The sequence below is a fragment of the Hallella seregens ATCC 51272 genome (genome assembly GCF_000518545.1).
GTDB classification, from domain to species: Bacteria; Bacteroidota; Bacteroidia; order Bacteroidales; family Bacteroidaceae; genus Prevotella; species Prevotella seregens.
On record NZ_JADU01000019.1, the window covers coordinates 62347 to 79720 of the forward strand.

Below are 17374 nucleotides of genomic sequence, written 5' to 3' on the forward strand. Positions count from 1 at the left end.
CCCTCCGTTCATTACCTTTGCAACAGTTTTATAAAGACCTAATCATCAACAACAAAGACCCAGAGGTTTATGAAGAAAGAACTATTACTCAGTTTGGGCTTGCTGGCCATGATACCCGTCGGACTGCGCGCACAGGCGCTGGTCAGCGAGGGATTCAACGCCGAGCAGACCAAGACGGCCACCGACGTGGCCTATTATGAGTTTATCAATCAGCTCGAAGGAGACAAGTGGGACCTAAGCACCGCCGCCAAGAGCGAGGGCGCCGGCTCGCTGCATTTCTACAACAGCGACGCGGCGGAGGGCACCACGTGGCAGCGCTCGGTGAAATTCCGCAACCTGCCCATCGAAGAAAACACCACGTATCGTGTGACCTATTACGTGCAGGGCTCCAAAACCTACAACCTGGACGGCACAAGCGACAAGGGCACCAAGGTGGACTGCAAACTCATGCAGGGCGTCGAGGACGACGACCTGCCCTTTATTTCGCCCGGCGGCAAGGAGTTCCGCTACAACGACACGGGCTTCGACGAGAACGGTTTCACGAAGTTCACGCACATGTTCTATTACAAGGACGCAGCCACCCAAGCCGCTTATTACAAGGCCAACAGGAACAGGGAGATGGCGGCCGAGGCCAAGGACAAGTTCTTCCTGGCCCTGAGCGTCTACAATCCCGGCGACTTCTATCTCGACGGCGTGACGGTGGAGAAGGCCGGCGTGAGGGCCGTCACCTTCAACTACGACGTGATACGCGTGGACTTTGGCTTTGCTACCAACAACAAAGAACTGCTTGCCGCCGCCGGCGTGGACAAGCTGGTGCTGCCCGAGGGCACCTGTACCGTGAGGATGGACGGCAGCGAAGTGAAGGTGCTCACCACCGAACTGCATCAAGACGGCTACCTCTACGTGTTCCTCGACGACCGGTATCCGCAGACCGGCAACGAGCGGATCGAGGTGAGTTTCAGCAATCCCACCGATGCGGCCTACCAGCTGAAGTACAGCGGCGACACGGCCCCCGAGGGCGTGGTGCCCAATTTTGCGGGCGAGACCGGCGCGCTGGACGCCAACATTACCGACATCAACAGCTCGGCTTACGACCTGCCCGTGATGAAAACCGCCGACCCCGAACAGGGCAGCTTCAACCTGCCGGTGGTCCAAAAGGAGTTCAAGATGAGCTTCAACAAGAAAGCCGACGCCTCCCGCATCGAGGCCACGCTGGACGGCGAGAGGCTCACCGTGACGCCCAACGAAGGCTTTGCCACCGACTTTACCTTTGCCCGCACGGGCAGCGGCGACCTCACGGCCGGCCAGCACGACCTGACGGTGACCAGAGTCTACCCCGAGGCCATGCTCGACGAGGCCGTGTTTGCCAAGGTTGCGCTGGAGCTCAGCTTCGGCCAAGTGAGCGGAGACCCCAACGACACCGCCTACTACGTGATGGCCGACAGCATCACCCAAGCCATTGCGGCCAAGGGCGAGGGCACCATCCCCATGGGCTGGTCGGTCTATAACGGAGCCACCGCGGTGCCCCAGGGCACCAATCCCGGCAGCGGCCCGCGCAGCTTCAAGTTTGGCGAGGGCGGCGACTTCGTGGGTGCGCTCTATCTGCGCACGACGGCGGCCGACGACGGCGGCTGCGGCATCTATGGCGAGACCGAGGGCTACGAGGTGAAACTCGAAGCCGGCAAGAAGTACAAGCTGGCCTACAACGTTGCCGCCTGGAAGGGTGCGCCCTATGTAAAGTTCCAGCTCATCGGCCCCGACGGCAGCGACGCCCTGAGCCGCGTGGATGCCGCACTGCCCAACATGAACGGCTCCAAGGGCACCGTCTCGGGCTCGACACGCGTCGAGGCCAGCCTGCAACCCAAGGCCACGGGCAACTACAAGCTGAAATGGACACCCGCCACCGATGCCGACGGCAAGCAGGGAGCATGGGTGGAGGTGCTGCTGGGCAACGTGCGGTTGCAGTATCTGCCCAATGTGATGGGCGTGGAAGAGACCACACAGCTCAACAATGCCTTGGCATTGGCCAAGGCCGCACTGGACGAGAACAAGGCCGAACGCTATGTCGGCACGGACTTCGACGCGCTGAAGGCCGCCGTCGAGGAGATCGACGGCAAGGTCTACACGGCTCCGTCGGTCTACAAGGCCGTCACGGCACGCCTCACCATGGCTGCCACGGCCCTGAAAGACCACCGCGTGCTCTGCGACACCTACGACCCGATGGTGGAGGCTGCCCAGAAAGCCCGCGACATGCGCACCGGCACCAAGTTTGAGAACCACAGCTCTTACGCCAACGTGGTGGCCGCAATTGCCAAGTATGAAGGCAAGGTGCTGACCGACAACGACGAGCTGAAGACCGCCATCGACGAGCTGAAAACCTCGACCGCTGCCGCCACCAACATCGGCCGCGTGGTAGAGACGCTCACGGCTTCCATGGTCAGCGGGCTAGCCGTGGCCCAGAAACTCGGCTCCGCCACCGACGAGCTCGCAGCAGCTGTAAACCGTGCACTCACCGACGATGCCGACGTGAAGCAGCAGGTGAAAGACGCCATCAGGCAGGGACTCTATGCCCAACTCAAGGACCCCAACAACACGCTCTTCGCCGAGAAGACCGACGAGACCACGCTGGAGAACTATGTGGACAGTTTCAACTGCTCGGTATTCGTGAACAATCCCGACATCTATGTCACTGCTCCGGGCGATGTGGCCGGTGTGGTGAACTCCGAGAACACGCCGGGCTGGACCATCACGCCGGGCGAAGGCTGGACAGGAGGCTTCGTCTACCACTACCCATGGGGTGGCAACGCCCAGTACAAGTATGCCAAAGGCACCTGCGACGTGGCCAACTCGATGATTGCCTCGTGGGGCTTCGGCTACACGGCCGAACAGCAGATTACCGACTTGCCGGCCGGCACCTACAATGTCTTCGCACGGGCTTTGGAGCGTGGAAGCGGCAACACCGACATCTACTTCCATGCCGTTACCTCGGCCAAGGACGACAGTGTGATGGTGCCCCAGGCCGCGGCCAGCGTGGAGCCCTCGCTCGACAACGGCAAGTATTGCGCCATCAAAGACGTGGTGGTGACCGACGGCCAGCTGAAATTGAAGTTCGCCTGCGGCGCAGACACGCGCTCGTTCTTCGACGGTGTGCTACTCGTGCTCAAGGGGTCGGCCCCGGGCTACGACTATGCCACGGGCATTCGCGGCGTGGTAGACAACGGCGGTGCCGGCGTGACCAGGGAGGAATACTTCGACCTCTCGGGCCGCAAGCTCAATGCCGGCACGGCCACGGGCGTGACCATCGTGAAGCAGACCCTGGGCAACGGCCGCGTGCTGACCAAAAAAGTGCTGAAAAAATAGGATAGGACAGACCGGCCCTACGACCGTGGGGCCTCCGACGGGCGCCGGCGACTCGCAGACAGCGGGCTGTCGGCGCTGTTGTTGGGGGAGGCGGTGCAAATGCGGTGTTTCCTGTCGGATGAGACAAATAGAAAACAAAAGAAAACATGCGGCTGGCCCGTTGAGGCGGCTTTTCCTTATCTTTGCACCACCAAAAACATCCAAACATGACCATGACACCAAACCATCAACTCATGAAGTCTGCAAGATTCCTAACCCTACTCATGGCGGCCGCCTTCTCGGCCGCGGCCGCAGGACAAACAGCGCATTTCAAATACTTCAGCTATCACGGCCGTGATGCCCGGTTCGACAAGCCGCTGGACGCGACCGGCCAGTATCTCAACCCCGTGCGGCTGGGCTTCTATCCCGACCCCTCGGTGTGCCGGGTGGGCGACAACTATTACCTGGTCAACTCCTCGTTTTCGTTCTTTCCGGGCGTGCCCCTGTCGGTAAGCAAGGACCTGGTGAACTGGAAACTGCTGGGACATGTGCTCGACCGGCCGTCGCAGTTGCCGTTGGACGGGCAGCGTGTGTCGGGCGGCATCTACGCGCCGGCCATCAGTTACAACCGGAAGAACAAGACTTTCTACATGATTACCACCAACGTGGGCCGCGGAAACTTCTATGTGAAGAGCAAGAACCCCGCCCGGGGATGGAGCGAACCCATCTATCTGCCCAAGGTAGACGGCATTGACCCCAGCTTCTTCTTCGACGACAACGGCAAGGGCTACATCGTGCACAATGCGCCGGTGACCGGCCAGACCGAGTACAGCGGGCAGCGGGCCATCCGCCTGTTCGAGTTCGACGTGAAAGGAGATTCCATCAAGGGCGACTTCAAGGAGATACTGCGCGGAGGCACCCACGTGCAGAAGAATCCGATATGGATAGAAGGCCCGCACCTCTTCAGGCGGGGCGGCTACTACTATCTGATGTGTGCCGAGGGCGGTACGGGCGACTGGCACAGCGAGGTGGTGCTGCGGGCCAGGCTGCCGCAGGGCCCCTGGGAGGAGTGTCCACACAATCCCATCCTGACCCAGCGGCAGGGACTCGACCCCGACCGCCCCGAAAGGGTGACCTCGGCCGGGCATGCCGACCTGGTGGAAGACCAGACCGGACAGTGGTGGGCCGTATTCCTGGCCTGCCGCCCCTATGAGAAAGACTTCTACAACACCGGCCGCGACACCTATCTGCTGCCCGTGACGTGGAAGGACGGCTGGCCCATGATACTGGAGAAAGGCAAGGCCATTGCCACCGTGAACGACATGCGGGGCATCCAGACGCGGCTCAAGACGGTGAACCGCCAGCGCGAAGACTTGGTGTCGGGCAACTTCGGCTATGCCGACGGCTTTGTTGCCGACACGCTGGACAGCCGTTGGTTCTTCCTGCGCAACCCCTCGGACTTCTGGAAGTTGGGCAATGAAGGCCTCGCCATCAACGCCCTGCCCGCAAGCGTGTCCGAGCGCGAGAGCCTGTCGGCACTGTGGGTGCGCCAGCAGCACACGGCGTTCACGGCCGAGACGCGGGTGGACTTCTCGCCGCGGACAGACGCCGGGCTGGCCGGATTCGCCCTGTTGCAGAACGAGGAATACAACTTTGTGTTTGGCAAGACCCGGCTGGACGGCCGCACGGCCCTGGCCCTCTACCGCACGGAAAAGGGCAGGACGCTCATCGCTTCGGCCTTTGTTCCCGACAAGGCCGTGAAGTTGAAGATAGAGGGCCGCGGCCGCTACTACGACTTTTGGTACGCCGTGGACGGCGACGAGGCGTGGAGTTTGCTGGCCCGCGGCGTGGATGCCGTGAACCTGAGTACCCACCGGAGTGGCGGATTCATCGGGGCCTGTATCGGCCTCTATGCCACCACCAAGAATCAGTAAACCTGTGAACGCTTGGATGAAACGCGCCGGACTGCTGTTCGGACTGCTGGCCTGGACGCTCTGGAGCCGGGCCGACGACGGCCGTCTGCTGTGGCTGGGCGGCACCGCTCCGGACTCTCCCTGCCGGGTGAAGGTGCGGGGGATCGGGCCTACGGCTCCGCATGCGACGGAGACCACGGTGGCCTTGGCCCGTGAGGCACTGGCCGACGGCTATCGTGGTTCGGATGTCACGCTGGTGCTCGACACGGCGGCGCGCCTGGGCGACGGCTTCCGGCTGCAGGGCCCGCGCCCGGCCACGGTCACGGCCAGCAGTGCGGTGGGGTTGCTCTACGGAGCCTACGCCCTGCTGCGCCGCCAGAACACACAGGCGGAGACCGGCCCTTATGACTGCATGGAGCGTCCGGCCCTGGCCCTGCGCATGCTCGACCACTGGGACAATCCCGACGGGAGTGTGGAGCGCGGCTATGCCGGACGGAGCATTTGGAAGTGGGAGCAGATGACCGGCGGCCGGATGAGCGACAGCCTGCGGGCCCGTCTCTGCCTCTACGCCCGGGCCAATGCCTCGGTGGGCATCAACGCCGTGGTACTCAACAACGTGAATGCCAGTCCGAAGATGCTTAGCAGAACCTATCTGGACAAGGTGCAGGTGGTGGCCGATTTGCTGCGTCCCTATGGTATTCGCGTGTATCTGTCTGTGAACTTTGCCTCGCCAATGGCCTTGGGTGACACGCGCACGGCCGACCCGCAGAACGCCCGCGTGCGACGCTGGTGGCAGCGGAAGGCAGCCGAAATCTATGCCCTGATGCCCGATTTTGGCGGGTTTCTGGTCAAGGCCAACAGCGAGGGACAGCCTGGTCCGGGCGATTACCACCGCACGCATGCCGAAGGAGCCAACATGCTGGCCGATGCGCTGGCCCCTTACGGGGGAAAGGTGGTGTGGCGTTCGTTTGTCTACGGCGCAGGTCACAGGCATGAGGATCGTGTGAAGCAGGCCGTCTCGGAATTTGCCGGACTGGACGGACTGTTTCGCGACAACGTGATGTTGCAGTCGAAAAACGGGCCGCTCGACTTCCAGCCACGTGAGCCCTATGCCCCCATCTTCGACCGGATGGAGCGTACATCGCAGCTGGCAGAGCTGCAGATTACACAGGAATACCTGGGCCAGTCAAGGCATCTGGTGTATCTGGCACCGATGTGGAAAGAGTTCTTTGAGCAGGTGAAGCCGTCGCGGTTGAAAGGTGTTGCCGGCGTGGCCAATGTCGGCGACACGGCCAATTGGTGCGGGCACCCTTTCTCACAAGCCAACTGGTATGCCTTCGGGAGGCTGGCCTGGAACCCCGAACTCTCGGCCGAAGCCATTGCGGAGGAGTGGTTGAGGCAGACCTTTCACACGGCGGACGCACGCTTCCTCGCTCCTGTGGGCATGATGATGATGACTTCGCGCGAGGCTTGCGTGAACTATATGATGCCCTTGGGACTGCACCATCTCTTCAAGTTCGACCATCACTATGGGCCGGAGCCCGGTGGCTTCAAGGCCAGTTATCCGCGGGAGTGGTGTCCCGTGTACTACCACCGGGCCGACTCGGCCGGCATTGGCTTTGACCGAACCGTGGCCACCGGCAGCGGAGCCACGGCCCAATACCGCGAGCCCTATGCTACGCAGTACGAACGGCTGGAGACCTGTCCCGAACAGTTGCTGCTGTGGTTCCACCATGTGCCCTGGGACTACCGCATGCAGTCGGGCAACACTCTGTGGCAGGAACTCTGCTGCAAATACCGGCTGGGCGTGTCGATGGTGGAGGTGTATCGTGACTTTTGGCGCAGCTCGACGCGTCCCTATGTCGATGCCGAGCGTTGGCAACAGGTGGACGGACTGCTGCAGGTGCAGCTGAACGACGCTCGGGAGTGGCGTGAGACATGCCTGGACTATTTTCAAACTTTCTCCCATCAACCCATCGAATAGACATGACACGGTTTGGAAATCTGGCAGCTGCCCTGCTGATGGCCGCTCCAACGGCTCACGGTGTCAACATTCAACAAAGAAAACAACGCCGAAACCATAAGACCATGAGACACGGTATGAAATGCCTCTTCCTTTCACTCCTTTCGCTTTTGGCCCAGTTGGGCTTGTGTTCTAACACGCTCTGGGCAGCCGATTGTCTGGTCAGCTTCAAGGCTGGCGACGTGGATTTGTCCCGGCCTACCATTTGGGTGGATGCGGCCGACCAGAAAGGCGTGCTGCTGGCAGCCCGTAATCTGGCACTCGATTTTGGGCGGGTGACCGGCCATGATGCCACGGTATCGGTCGCTGACCGAGGTGACGGGGCGACCATCGTGGCGGGTACGCTGGGACACAGCCGGGTGATAGACAGAATGGCACGTCAGGGAGAGATCGACGGCAAGGCCTTGCAGGGAAAGACAGAGAAATATATCATCACCCTTGTGGGGCAGCAACTGGTCATTGCGGGCAGCGACCGGCGCGGCACTATCTATGGCATTTACGAGCTGAGCCGGCAGATTGGCGTGTCGCCTTGGTACTGGTGGGCCGATGTGCCCACGGTGCACCATGACAGTATTTATGCCTTGCGGGGTACCTATACCGACGGTGAGCCTGCTGTGCGCTACCGTGGAATCTTCATCAACGACGAGGCGCCGTGCCTCACTTCATGGGTGCAGCACATGTTTAAGACGCGCCGTGGCGGACACGAATTCTATGCACGGTGCTTTGAATTGCTGCTGCGACTGAAAGCAAACTTTATGTGGCCGGCCATGTGGGCCTGGGCTTTCTATGCAGACGACCCACTCAACACGAAGACTGCCGACGAGATGGGCATCGTCATGGGCACGTCGCATCACGAGCCGATGGCGCGCAACCATCAGGAATACGCCAGTCAGCGCAGTTTGTGGGGGGCGTGGAACTATGCGACGAATGAGAAAAATCTGAATCGGTTCTTCCGTGAAGGCATTGAGCGCATGAAGGGCACGGAGGATGTGGTGACCATCGGCATGCGCGGTGACGGCGATGCTGCTATGAGCGAGGAGGCCGACACGCGGCTGCTGCAACGTGTGGTGGACAGCCAGCGACGCATCATTGCTGACGTAACGGGCCGCCCGGCGCAGGAGACTCCGCAGGTGTGGGCTCTTTATAAAGAGGTGCTCGATTACTACGACAAGGGCATGCGGGTGCCCGACGACGTGACGTTGCTGCTCTGTGATGACAATTGGGGCAACGTGCGTCGGGTGCCCTCGGTCAAGGAACGCGACCGTAAGGGTGGCTGGGGACTCTATTACCATGTAGACTATGTGGGGGCGCCGCGCAACACCAAGTGGCTTAACGTGACTCCTACGCAGAACATGTGGGAACAGTTGCAGCTGGCCGCCCAGTATGGCATCCGCCAGATGTGGATACTGAATGTGGGCGATCTGAAGCCCATGGAGTATCCCATTCAGTTCTTCCTCGACATGGCTTGGAACCCGGAACGTTACGATGTGCAGGGAGTTTTGGCGCACACGCGCGACTTCTGCGAGGCGGCTTGGGGAAGAGAGGCGGCTGTTGAGGCTGCCCGCATTCTGAATTTGCAAGGCAAGTATGCCGGTCGGTGCACGGCAGAGATGCTGGATGCAAGAACCTATAACCTGGAGACGGGCGAGTGGCAGCGAGTGGCCGATGACTATATGCGGCTGGAAGCTGATGCCTTGCGCCAGTTTGTGTCGCTGCGTCCGGAGCAGCAGGACAGCTATCGGGAGCTGATACTCTTCCCGGTACAGGCCATGAGCAACCTCTATCAGATGTATTACGCTCAGGCCATGAACCATGCACGCTATGCCTTGGGCGACCCGTCAGCCAATCTGTGGGCCGACCGCGTGGAGGCGGCTTTCCGTCGTGACTCGATGCTTTGTGCCGCCTACAACCATGATATTGCCGGAGGCAAGTGGAAAGGAATGATGACACAGAAGCACATCGGCTATACCAGCTGGAACGATAACTTTGCCAAGGACATCTGTCCCAGTGTCTATCGGATAGAGAATGACGGGTGGGGGGCATACAGTTTTGCCGAGCGCGACAGCCAAGTGGTGATGGAAGCCGTCCACTATCAGGAGGCCAACGCCGACGGGGGCGGGCAATGGACGGTGTTGCCCTACGTGGGACGTAGCGAGGATGGCATAGCCTTGATGCCCTATACAGTGGGTACGGGCCGCTCAACGCTGGCCTATCGTTTCAGCACGGTGTCGCATGTGCCCACGGTGAAAGTGCATGTCATCGTGAAGTCAACGCTCGATTATCTGAACCAAGGCGGGTTGGTGTTCGTCGTGAACCTCGATGGCAAGAGTCGTGAAGTGAACTTTAATCGCGATTTGAACGAGCAGCCGGAAAACGTCTATACCAAGTTCTACCCCACGGTAGCCCGTCGTGTCGTGGATTGCGTGGTGGAATTGCCGCTTGGCAATCAGACCGTCCATACGCTGACACTCCATCCGAAAGATCCGGGCGTCGTCTTCGAGAAGATAGTCGTAGACCTTGGCGGCTATCGTTCGCAATACCTGTTCGGTGTGGAGTCGCCCTACACCATCTTTGTAGACGGACTCCACGCCGCTGGCCGACGGCCTTGAAGCATCCTGTAAGACTGATGCCGGGAGCAGTGCCGAAGGCTTGGGCAGCCGTCCGGGTCAGTGGTTGGGCTGGCTGTTTGCCCGGCATTGGCCATAGCCCACCAGCCGGTCGGTGCGCCCACCGGCCTCGCGGAAGTAGACCAGAGCCTGATAGCGGTTCTCCGTCTGGTAGAAATTGCCCTCCGAGGGCACAGGCACCGTGGTGCCGTCGGCCTGCAGCAGCAGGTATTGATAGCTGTAGTAGCCCTGCTTGAGCCATACGGCACCCTCGTAAATCTGCTGTGCATCGTCCCATTGCATCCGGTACGGAGGCAGCATTCGGTCGTTGGTCCAGGCCCCGTTGAGATACACCTCGCCCGGCAGCTGCGGCGACTTCAGCCGGAAATGCACCATTGCATATTCCGAGAGTACGTCGTTGCCGTCGTTGTCTGAGTTGCGGATGCAGAAAGCTCCGTCGGCATCTTCGTCGTAGATGTAGCTGGGGCGCGGCTCGTCGGTCCACACGCGTGCATGGTACATCTGCCCGTCCCAGTCGAGGCTTTCCAGTCCGAGCGTGGTGTGATTCATGTCGAGCATTTCGAATTTGTGGTATTCATTGCCGGCATTGAAGATGAAGTCGCGGTTGTGATCCCAGCGCAGTCCGTCGTTCATTACATATTGCGGCTTGCTGTTCACCACGGCATTGTCCCATCGTCCGTTCTGCATCACCACCGTCTTCACCTGTGTAACGGGGTTGGTCACGCGCAAGTTGCCGTAGCCTACGGTCATTGCCACTTGCTGGTGCCGGCCGTTCAGGTCACGGTCTGTATTGGTTGTCACGGCCATGCCCACTTTCATCTGCGGCTCCACCACCATGAAGCAAGCCGTGAGCATCTCGCTGTTGCCGGCATCTTCGTCGTAGACGGTGACCTTGTAGTTGCCGCTCATCTTCAGCCGGCAGCGGTCGTTGGGAATCTGCAACCGGTAATGTGTGTAGAGCTGGTTGGTGTTCACCGAGGGGCTGTAGTCGTCGATGGTGTTGCCTTCGGCAAATCCTGCACAGTAGTCGCTGGCAAACAGCTCCTCCGACACACTCCAGTCGGCCTCGCAGTGTTCCAGTCGATAGGTATATCTGTGGTAGTCGTGGGTCAGGTCGTCAAAGGCGATGACGATGGGAGTCTCCTGTCCCAGGGTGATGAGGGGGATGTCCTGCCAGTTGTTGCCCGCCGTTACCTGCAGTGTGGCCACGCGTGCACTTTTCACCTCGTTGCGCTGGGCGAGGGCGGCGAGGGGCGGGAGGGCGGTGAGCAGCAGGGCCAGAATAGCCTGTTTCATAGTGAAGCCATGATTTGATAAACCCAAAAACGGGCGGTTGAAACTCAACCGCCCGAATGCTTGATAGGTAGGGATAATCGGGCTCGAACCGATGACCTCTGCAATGTGACTGCAGCGCTCTAAACCAACTGGGCTATACCCCTATCGTCTTTGTTATTTCTAACTTGCGTGATGCAAAGGTAGCTGTTTTCCCGGGAACGGCCAAACAATATGGCATTTTTTTGTGCCTGGCCTTGCATTTCCTTGTCTTTCGAGGAGCGGCAAAGCCGTCCGGCAGGGTCATTCGCCCTTGAAAAACTGGATGATGTCGTCTATTAGGGCTCCGATACCGCTCGAAGTGGTGCTGTCGGTGTGCTCGCTCACCTCTTTTTTCACTTGTTTGCCCACATGGTCGATGATGGCGTCTCCTATCTGTTTGCTGAGCGAGGTGGTGTCGGCATTGGATGTTTGCCTATCGTTGCGGCCGGGTTGTTCGGCTGCCTGGCTGTTATTGTCGTCATGGCCGCCCCTTTCTTTTTCATCTGTCTGCGACTGATCGAAACCCGTAACCGACGACACAGCCGAGGCAATCTTCTCTTCGTCTGCGGTAAACACCTTGCTCAACAGGCCGTATGACGTGGTGATGGTCTTGTTCTTGCCAACTTGAATGGTGGTGGTGGAGAAGAAAACGTAGTTGTGGTAATCCAACATCTGCGTGAGCATCTCGTTTACCAATGGCCTGGCCACCATTTGCCCGAGCATGCTCCACCCCTTTGTCACCGGGTCAGCATCGTCTGCTTGTGTGCTCTTGGCCAGAGCTTTCATCAGGTTTTCGTTGATGACCTGTTGATGTTCAGCCTTGTTTGGCCGGGTGACGCCCAAGAGAACGAGTAAGGCCGGCAACCCTACGCTGGCCCATTTTAAGGCTTTGTGTCCGTCGCGCTGTGGTTTGGGTGTGCCGTCTTCCGGCTGCGGCGTGGGATTTGGGGCGGGCTGTAGAGCAGCCGTTTCCGCAGGATTGAAAGGAGGGGGCGGCGGTGGGGTGAGAGTGCCGCCCGTGCCTTGGACGAGGCTGCGCAGTTCTTCTACTTGCCAGGCGGGAGTCCATTGGCTCATGCCTTGGGCCCACACCAGCGTGTCGGCCGTGAGGCCGCGTTGCCGGAGCTCCTCGAGGGTGAAGGGCCCCTGCTGTACGTTGTTGATGAGAATGAAATAATTCATGGTTGTCGGCTTATTCTACAGTGACACTTTTGGCCAGATTTCGGGGCATGTCCACGTTGAGTCCTTTCTCCACAGCGATGTGGTAGGCCAGCAGCTGCAACGGAATCACCGAGAGCAGCGGGGCCAGCGGGGCCAACGTCTGCGGTACGCTGATGCACTGGTCGGCAATTTTCGACACCTCGGTGTCGCCTTCTGTCACCACGGCAATGATGCGTCCGCCGCGGGCTTTCACCTCCTGCATGTTCGAGATAATCTTTTCATAGCCCTCGTGATGGGTGGCAATGAAGAGCACCGGCATCATGTTGTCCACCAGAGCAATGGGCCCATGCTTCATCTCGGCGGCCGGATAGCCTTCGGCATGGATGTAGCTGATCTCCTTGAGCTTCAGTGCACCTTCCAAGGCCACGGGGTAGTTCCATCCCCGGCCCAGGTAGAGAAAGTTGGTGGCATAGGTATAGGTACGCGCGAGTTGCTGTATCTGGTCGTTGCGGGTGAGCGTCAGCTCAATCTTTTCAGGGATGCGAGCCAGTTCTTGGGTCAGTTCTGCCAGCTCGTCGTGGGCTATGGTGCCCTTGGCATGTGCCAGTGCAAGCGTGAGCAGCGTCAGGCAGGTGAGCTGTCCGGTAAAGGCCTTGGTCGAGGCAACGCCGATTTCCGGCCCCACGTGGATGTAGACACCCGTCTCGGTCTCGCGGGCAATGCTCGAGCCCACGGCGTTGACAATGCCGAAGATAAAGGCCCCGCGCTCTTTGGCCAGTTTGATGGCGGCCAGCGTGTCGGCCGTCTCTCCGCTCTGGGAAATGGCGATGACCACGTCCGAGGAATAGATGACCGGGTCGCGATAACGGAACTCTGAGGCATAGTCTATCTCTACAGGGATCTTGCAGAAGTGCTCGATGAGCTGCTTGGCAATGAGTCCGGCATGCCAGCTCGTGCCGCAGGCCACGATGACCAAGCGCGTGGCCGAGAGCAGTCGGGCGCGGTTGTTGCGCACCGCGCTCAGGATAACGTCCTCGCCGAGCAGCCGTCCGCTCATGCAGTCGTGCAGGCAACGGGGCTGGTCGAATATCTCTTTGAGCATGTAATGGGGGAATCCTCCCTTGTCGAGCATGTCGAGATCGACGTCGATTTGCTTCACGTTCACGTCCACTGGCTTGTTTTTCAGGTCGATGATCTCCAGTGGCTTGCCCGGCTGGCACACGGCAATCTGCTCGTCGTCCACGTAGACCACATCCTGCGTGTACCCGGCAATGGGCGTCACGTCCGAGGCGATGAAGAACTCCGACGAGTCCTTGCCGATGCCGATGACCATGGGCGAGCCCTTGCGTGCGGCCACGACAGTCGACGGGTCGCGGCGGTCGATCACCACGATGGCATAGGCGCCGATGCACTTGCGCAGGGCATGGCGCACGGCCTCGGCCAGCGGGCACCGGTGCCTCTTCTGGGCATACTCAACGAGTTGCACCAGCACCTCGGTGTCGGTGTCGCTCTGGAAGTGGAAGCCGCGGGCCTGCAGCTGGTCGCGCAGCAGGGCAAAGTTCTCGATGATGCCGTTGTGCACCATCGCCAGATTGCCCGACTCGGACACGTGGGGATGGGCGTTGCGCACGGAAGGTTCGCCGTGGGTGGCCCATCGGGTGTGGGCTATACCCACCACCCCCGAGCAGTCCTTGTCGGCCGCCGCCGTCTCCAAGTCGCTCACTTTGCCCTTGGCTTTGTAGACATGGAGCTCGTCTTTCCGGTTGATGAGCGCCACGCCGGCCGAGTCGTAGCCCCGGTATTCCAGCCGGTGCAGTCCCTGAATCAATATGTCATAGGCCTCGCGCGTACCTATATATCCTACTATTCCACACATGTTTGTTTTTGTTTGGTCCGTGGGCCGCGGCCTCCCGCATCCGCCCTTGTCGTTGTTTGCGCGGGCAAAGTTACGAAAAACTGTGCATTCGCAGTTCTCTGCGGGGCAAAAATGTATGCGTTAAAAAATCGGTTTTTTTGTGCACCGCCCAAGGGAATGCCGGCATAAAGCCTTATCTTTGCACCCCTGAATCCTTATGTTTACGACCGATTATGTCCACAACATCCATACATTCCGCGACCTTGCGGCCGGCGGTGCTCACCATTACGGGGTCTGACAACACCGGCGGGGCCGGCATCCAGGCCGACATTCGCACCATTGCCGCCATGGGTGGCGAGGCTCTGACGGCCGTCACCTCGGTCACCGTCCAGGATGGTCGCGGCATCCAGACCATCATGGACCTGCCCTGCGACCTCGTGGTGGGCCAGACGAGGGCCGTCGTCGAGGCCCGCCACCCGCATGTGGCCAAGGTGGGCATGGTGCGCGACGCCCGTACCATCCGGGCCCTGCGCGCCGAGTTGGCAGGCTGTCGGCAGCTGGTGCTTGTGCCCGGCATCGTGTCGTCGCGGGGCGAACGGCTGCTCGACGATGAGGCTTTGGCGGCCCTGCGGCGGTGGCTCATTCCCGAAGCCGCCATCCTGTTGCTGCGCTGCAACGAGGCCGAACTGCTGCTGGGCCGCCCCATTGCCACCGACGACGACATGCTGCGGGCCGCCGAGGCCCTGACGGACATGGGGGCGGGGGCGGTGCTGCTGCGCGGCGGCCACCAGACGGCCCGCCGGCTCACGGCCCTGCTCCTGGCCGACGGCCACCCCCGTTTCTTCTCTTCGCAAAACACCGACGGCTGGCAGCGCCACGGCGTGGGCGGCGCTCTCTCCTCGGCCATTGCCACCCGTCTGGCCCTGGGCGACGACGTGCCGACGGCCGTGACCCAGGCCCACGCCTATGTGCACAGCCGGGTGGTCTATGCCGTGGAGGGGCACACAGCCAGCCAGCGGCCGGCCGACCTCTACAATGCGCTGATGACACTCGTGGCCGACAACTACCGCACGTCGCACACCGTCTCGTTCTACGCCGAGCGGCTGGCCATCACGCCGCGCTATCTCTCGCAGGTGACGCGCCGCGTTGTGGGCAAGTCGCCCAAGCAAGTGGTCGACGACTATCTGGCCCAGGAGGCCTCGGCCCTGCTCCTCGGCTCGCGGCTCACCATAGCCGAGGTGGCCCGTCAGCTCGGCTTCTCGTCACCGGCGGCCTTCAGCCGCTTCTTCAGCGAGAGCCGTGGATGCGCTCCCCGCAGCTTCCGCAACGGCTCGGAACACTTGTGATTTTCGGTGCAATACATTTCGGTATGGGAACGGCCGCTTGGCCGTTCCCTTTTTTGTGCATAGCTTTGCGGCCGCAAACATTTAAAGAAAACGCAGAATGGAAGACAGAACAACCCTGAACCGCAACCTGGCCCAGATGCTCAAGGGCGGTGTGATTATGGACGTGACCACTCCCGAGCAGGCCCGCATTGCCGAGGCTGCCGGCGCTTGTGCCGTGATGGCGCTGGAGCGCATACCGGCCGACATCCGTGCGGCCGGCGGCGTGTCGCGCATGAGCGACCCCAAGATGATACGTGGCATCCAGGAGGCCGTGACCATTCCGGTGATGGCCAAGTGCCGCATCGGCCACTTCGTAGAGGCGCAAATCCTGGAGGCCATCGAAATAGATTACATTGACGAAAGCGAGGTTCTCTCGCCTGCCGACGACGTATTCCACATCGACAAGCGGCAGTTCCGTGTGCCCTTTGTCTGTGGTGCGCGCGACTTGGGCGAGGCCTTGCGCCGCATCGGCGAGGGGGCCACGATGATTCGTACCAAGGGCGAGCCCGGCACGGGCGACGTGATACAGGCCGTGCGCCATCTGCGCCGCATGCAGGGAGACATCCGTCGTCTCGTCTCTCTCTCGTCCGACGAGCTCTACGAGGCGGCCAAGCAGCTGGCTGTGCCCTACGAACTGGCCCTCTACGTGCACGACAACGGCCGTCTGCCCGTGGTCAACTTTGCAGCCGGGGGCGTGGCCACACCGGCCGATGCGGCCCTGATGATGCAGCTGGGGGCCGAGGGCGTGTTTGTGGGTAGCGGCATCTTCAAGAGCGGCGACCCCGAGAAGCGGGCACAGGCCATCGTGAAAGCGGTCACCAATTACGACAACCCCGAGATGCTGGCCGCCCTGAGCGAAGATCTGGGAGAGGCTATGGTGGGTATCAACGAGAGCGAGATTCAGCTCCTCATGGCCGAGCGCGGACAATGAGCATTGCCGTACTGGCCCTGCAGGGGGCCTTTGCCGAGCACTGCCAGATGCTCGCCCGCCTGGGGGCGGAGCCGTTTCTCGTGCGCAACCGGGCCGACTGGCAGCGGCCTTGCGACGGTCTTGTGATTCCCGGGGGCGAGAGCACGGCCATGCTGCGCATCATCCGCGACCTGGATCTCTGCGAGCCTGTGCGTGCGGCCATCCGGGGCGGGCTGCCCGTTCTGGGCACCTGCGCCGGGCTCATCATGCTCGACGCCGGCCATCTGGACACCATGCACATCCGTGTGCGCCGCAATGCCTATGGCCGTCAGCTGGGCAGCTTTGCCACCGAGGGCGAGTTCCGGGGTATCGGGCGCATCCCCATGACGTTTATCCGTGCGCCCTATATCACGGAGCTGGGCCCGGGAGCAACGGAGCTGGCCTCTGTGGACGGCCGCATCGTGGCCGCCCGCGAGGGCCGGCAGGTGGTCACCGCGTTCCACCCCGAGTTGGGAGACGACACGCGGGTGCACCGGTATTTTCTTGATCTTTGCCGCTCGTAGCTATCGTTTGACCTCAAAAAACGCTGCGGCTCTGCGTGTAGGAGTCTGCTGCTTGGCGCACGCTGGGCTGTCCTTTGGTGCACGCAGAGCCGCAGAGTATAAGGAGGACTTTTCTAAAAATTGGCGTTCTTTGCCAAACTCTATCTCTAAAAACTCTGCGGCTCTGCGTGCTATCCTTTCGTTGGGGGCACGCAGAGGCGCAGAGTTTTAGAGTTTTTCTTGCCAGAGGTTGTGGGAGAAGCGCGGAGTGCTCCGCCGTCTCCTTGTCTCTGCGTGCGAGCAAA

Annotated in this window: 10 protein-coding genes and 1 tRNA gene; 7 read left to right on the plus strand and 4 right to left on the minus strand. The window is 60.9% G+C overall.

Annotated elements, in window-relative coordinates:
- Positions 1-69: 69 nt before the first annotated feature.
- From L888_RS0107675 to L888_RS0107690, 4 genes are all read left to right on the plus strand, one after another.
- On the plus strand, positions 70-3360 hold the full coding sequence (locus tag L888_RS0107675; RefSeq protein WP_027952474.1) for a hypothetical protein: 3291 nt from the start codon (positions 70-72) through the stop codon (positions 3358-3360).
- Positions 3361-3566: 206 nt separating this feature from the next.
- Complete coding sequence (locus L888_RS0107680) at positions 3567-5273, plus strand: glycoside hydrolase family 43 protein (protein WP_044248967.1); 1707 nt, start codon at positions 3567-3569, stop codon at positions 5271-5273.
- 16 nt (positions 5274-5289) lie between these two features.
- Complete coding sequence (locus tag L888_RS0107685) at positions 5290-7236, plus strand: alpha-glucuronidase (RefSeq protein ID WP_027952476.1); 1947 nt, start codon at positions 5290-5292, stop codon at positions 7234-7236.
- 104 nt (positions 7237-7340) lie between these two features.
- The gene (locus L888_RS0107690) at positions 7341-9884 is read left to right on the plus strand and encodes a glycosyl hydrolase 115 family protein (protein ID WP_044248970.1); all 2544 of its coding nucleotides are present in this window, start codon (positions 7341-7343) and stop codon (positions 9882-9884) included.
- A gap of 57 nt (positions 9885-9941) precedes the next feature.
- On the opposite strand, the gene L888_RS0107695 is transcribed toward L888_RS0107690, so the two are convergent.
- The 4 genes from L888_RS0107695 to glmS all read right to left on the minus strand — a co-directional run bounded on the left by L888_RS0107695 (position 9942) and on the right by glmS (position 14253).
- Complete coding sequence (locus L888_RS0107695) at positions 9942-11198, minus strand: type IX secretion system plug protein (protein WP_005846579.1); 1257 nt, start codon at positions 11196-11198, stop codon at positions 9942-9944.
- A 68-nt stretch (positions 11199-11266) separates the two neighbouring features.
- Positions 11267-11341, minus strand: a tRNA-Val gene (locus tag L888_RS0107700).
- A 136-nt stretch (positions 11342-11477) separates the two neighbouring features.
- The gene (locus L888_RS0107705) at positions 11478-12398 is read right to left on the minus strand and encodes a GYF domain-containing protein (protein WP_027952478.1); all 921 of its coding nucleotides are present in this window, start codon (positions 12396-12398) and stop codon (positions 11478-11480) included.
- Positions 12399-12408: 10 nt separating this feature from the next.
- The gene (gene glmS, locus L888_RS0107710; RefSeq protein WP_005846576.1) at positions 12409-14253 is read right to left on the minus strand and encodes a glutamine--fructose-6-phosphate transaminase (isomerizing); all 1845 of its coding nucleotides are present in this window, start codon (positions 14251-14253) and stop codon (positions 12409-12411) included.
- A gap of 212 nt (positions 14254-14465) precedes the next feature.
- Between glmS and L888_RS0107715 the strand changes: the two genes are divergently transcribed.
- The 3 genes from L888_RS0107715 (at position 14466) to pdxT (ending at position 17090) form a co-directional block, all read left to right on the plus strand.
- The gene (locus L888_RS0107715) at positions 14466-15578 is read left to right on the plus strand and encodes a bifunctional hydroxymethylpyrimidine kinase/phosphomethylpyrimidine kinase (protein WP_027952479.1); all 1113 of its coding nucleotides are present in this window, start codon (positions 14466-14468) and stop codon (positions 15576-15578) included.
- 97 nt (positions 15579-15675) lie between these two features.
- Positions 15676-16548, plus strand: a complete 873-nt coding sequence (gene pdxS, locus L888_RS0107720; RefSeq protein ID WP_027952480.1) for a pyridoxal 5'-phosphate synthase lyase subunit PdxS — start codon at positions 15676-15678, stop codon at positions 16546-16548.
- The gene (gene pdxT, locus L888_RS0107725; RefSeq protein ID WP_027952481.1) at positions 16545-17090 is read left to right on the plus strand and encodes a pyridoxal 5'-phosphate synthase glutaminase subunit PdxT; all 546 of its coding nucleotides are present in this window, start codon (positions 16545-16547) and stop codon (positions 17088-17090) included. The genes pdxS and pdxT overlap by 4 nt, the downstream gene beginning before the upstream one ends.
- The last annotated feature ends 284 nt before the right edge of the window (positions 17091-17374 follow it).

What these genes read in the sequence shown, in the direction of transcription:
- glmS (WP_005846576.1), bottom strand. Translation starts at nt 14,253, where the DNA reads ATGTGTGGAATAGTAGGATATATAGGTACGCGCGAGGCCTATGACATA.
- L888_RS0107715 (WP_027952479.1), top strand. Translation starts at nt 14,466, where the DNA reads ATGTCCACAACATCCATACATTCCGCGACCTTGCGGCCGGCGGTGCTC.
- L888_RS0107685 (WP_027952476.1), top strand. Translation starts at nt 5,290, where the DNA reads ATGAAACGCGCCGGACTGCTGTTCGGACTGCTGGCCTGGACGCTCTGG.
- L888_RS0107675 (WP_027952474.1), top strand. Translation starts at nt 70, where the DNA reads ATGAAGAAAGAACTATTACTCAGTTTGGGCTTGCTGGCCATGATACCC.
- L888_RS0107705 (WP_027952478.1), bottom strand. Translation starts at nt 12,398, where the DNA reads ATGAATTATTTCATTCTCATCAACAACGTACAGCAGGGGCCCTTCACC.
- L888_RS0107695 (WP_005846579.1), bottom strand. Translation starts at nt 11,198, where the DNA reads ATGAAACAGGCTATTCTGGCCCTGCTGCTCACCGCCCTCCCGCCCCTC.
- pdxS (WP_027952480.1), top strand. Translation starts at nt 15,676, where the DNA reads ATGGAAGACAGAACAACCCTGAACCGCAACCTGGCCCAGATGCTCAAG.
- L888_RS0107680 (WP_044248967.1), top strand. Translation starts at nt 3,567, where the DNA reads ATGACCATGACACCAAACCATCAACTCATGAAGTCTGCAAGATTCCTA.
- pdxT (WP_027952481.1), top strand. Translation starts at nt 16,545, where the DNA reads ATGAGCATTGCCGTACTGGCCCTGCAGGGGGCCTTTGCCGAGCACTGC.
- L888_RS0107690 (WP_044248970.1), top strand. Translation starts at nt 7,341, where the DNA reads ATGAGACACGGTATGAAATGCCTCTTCCTTTCACTCCTTTCGCTTTTG.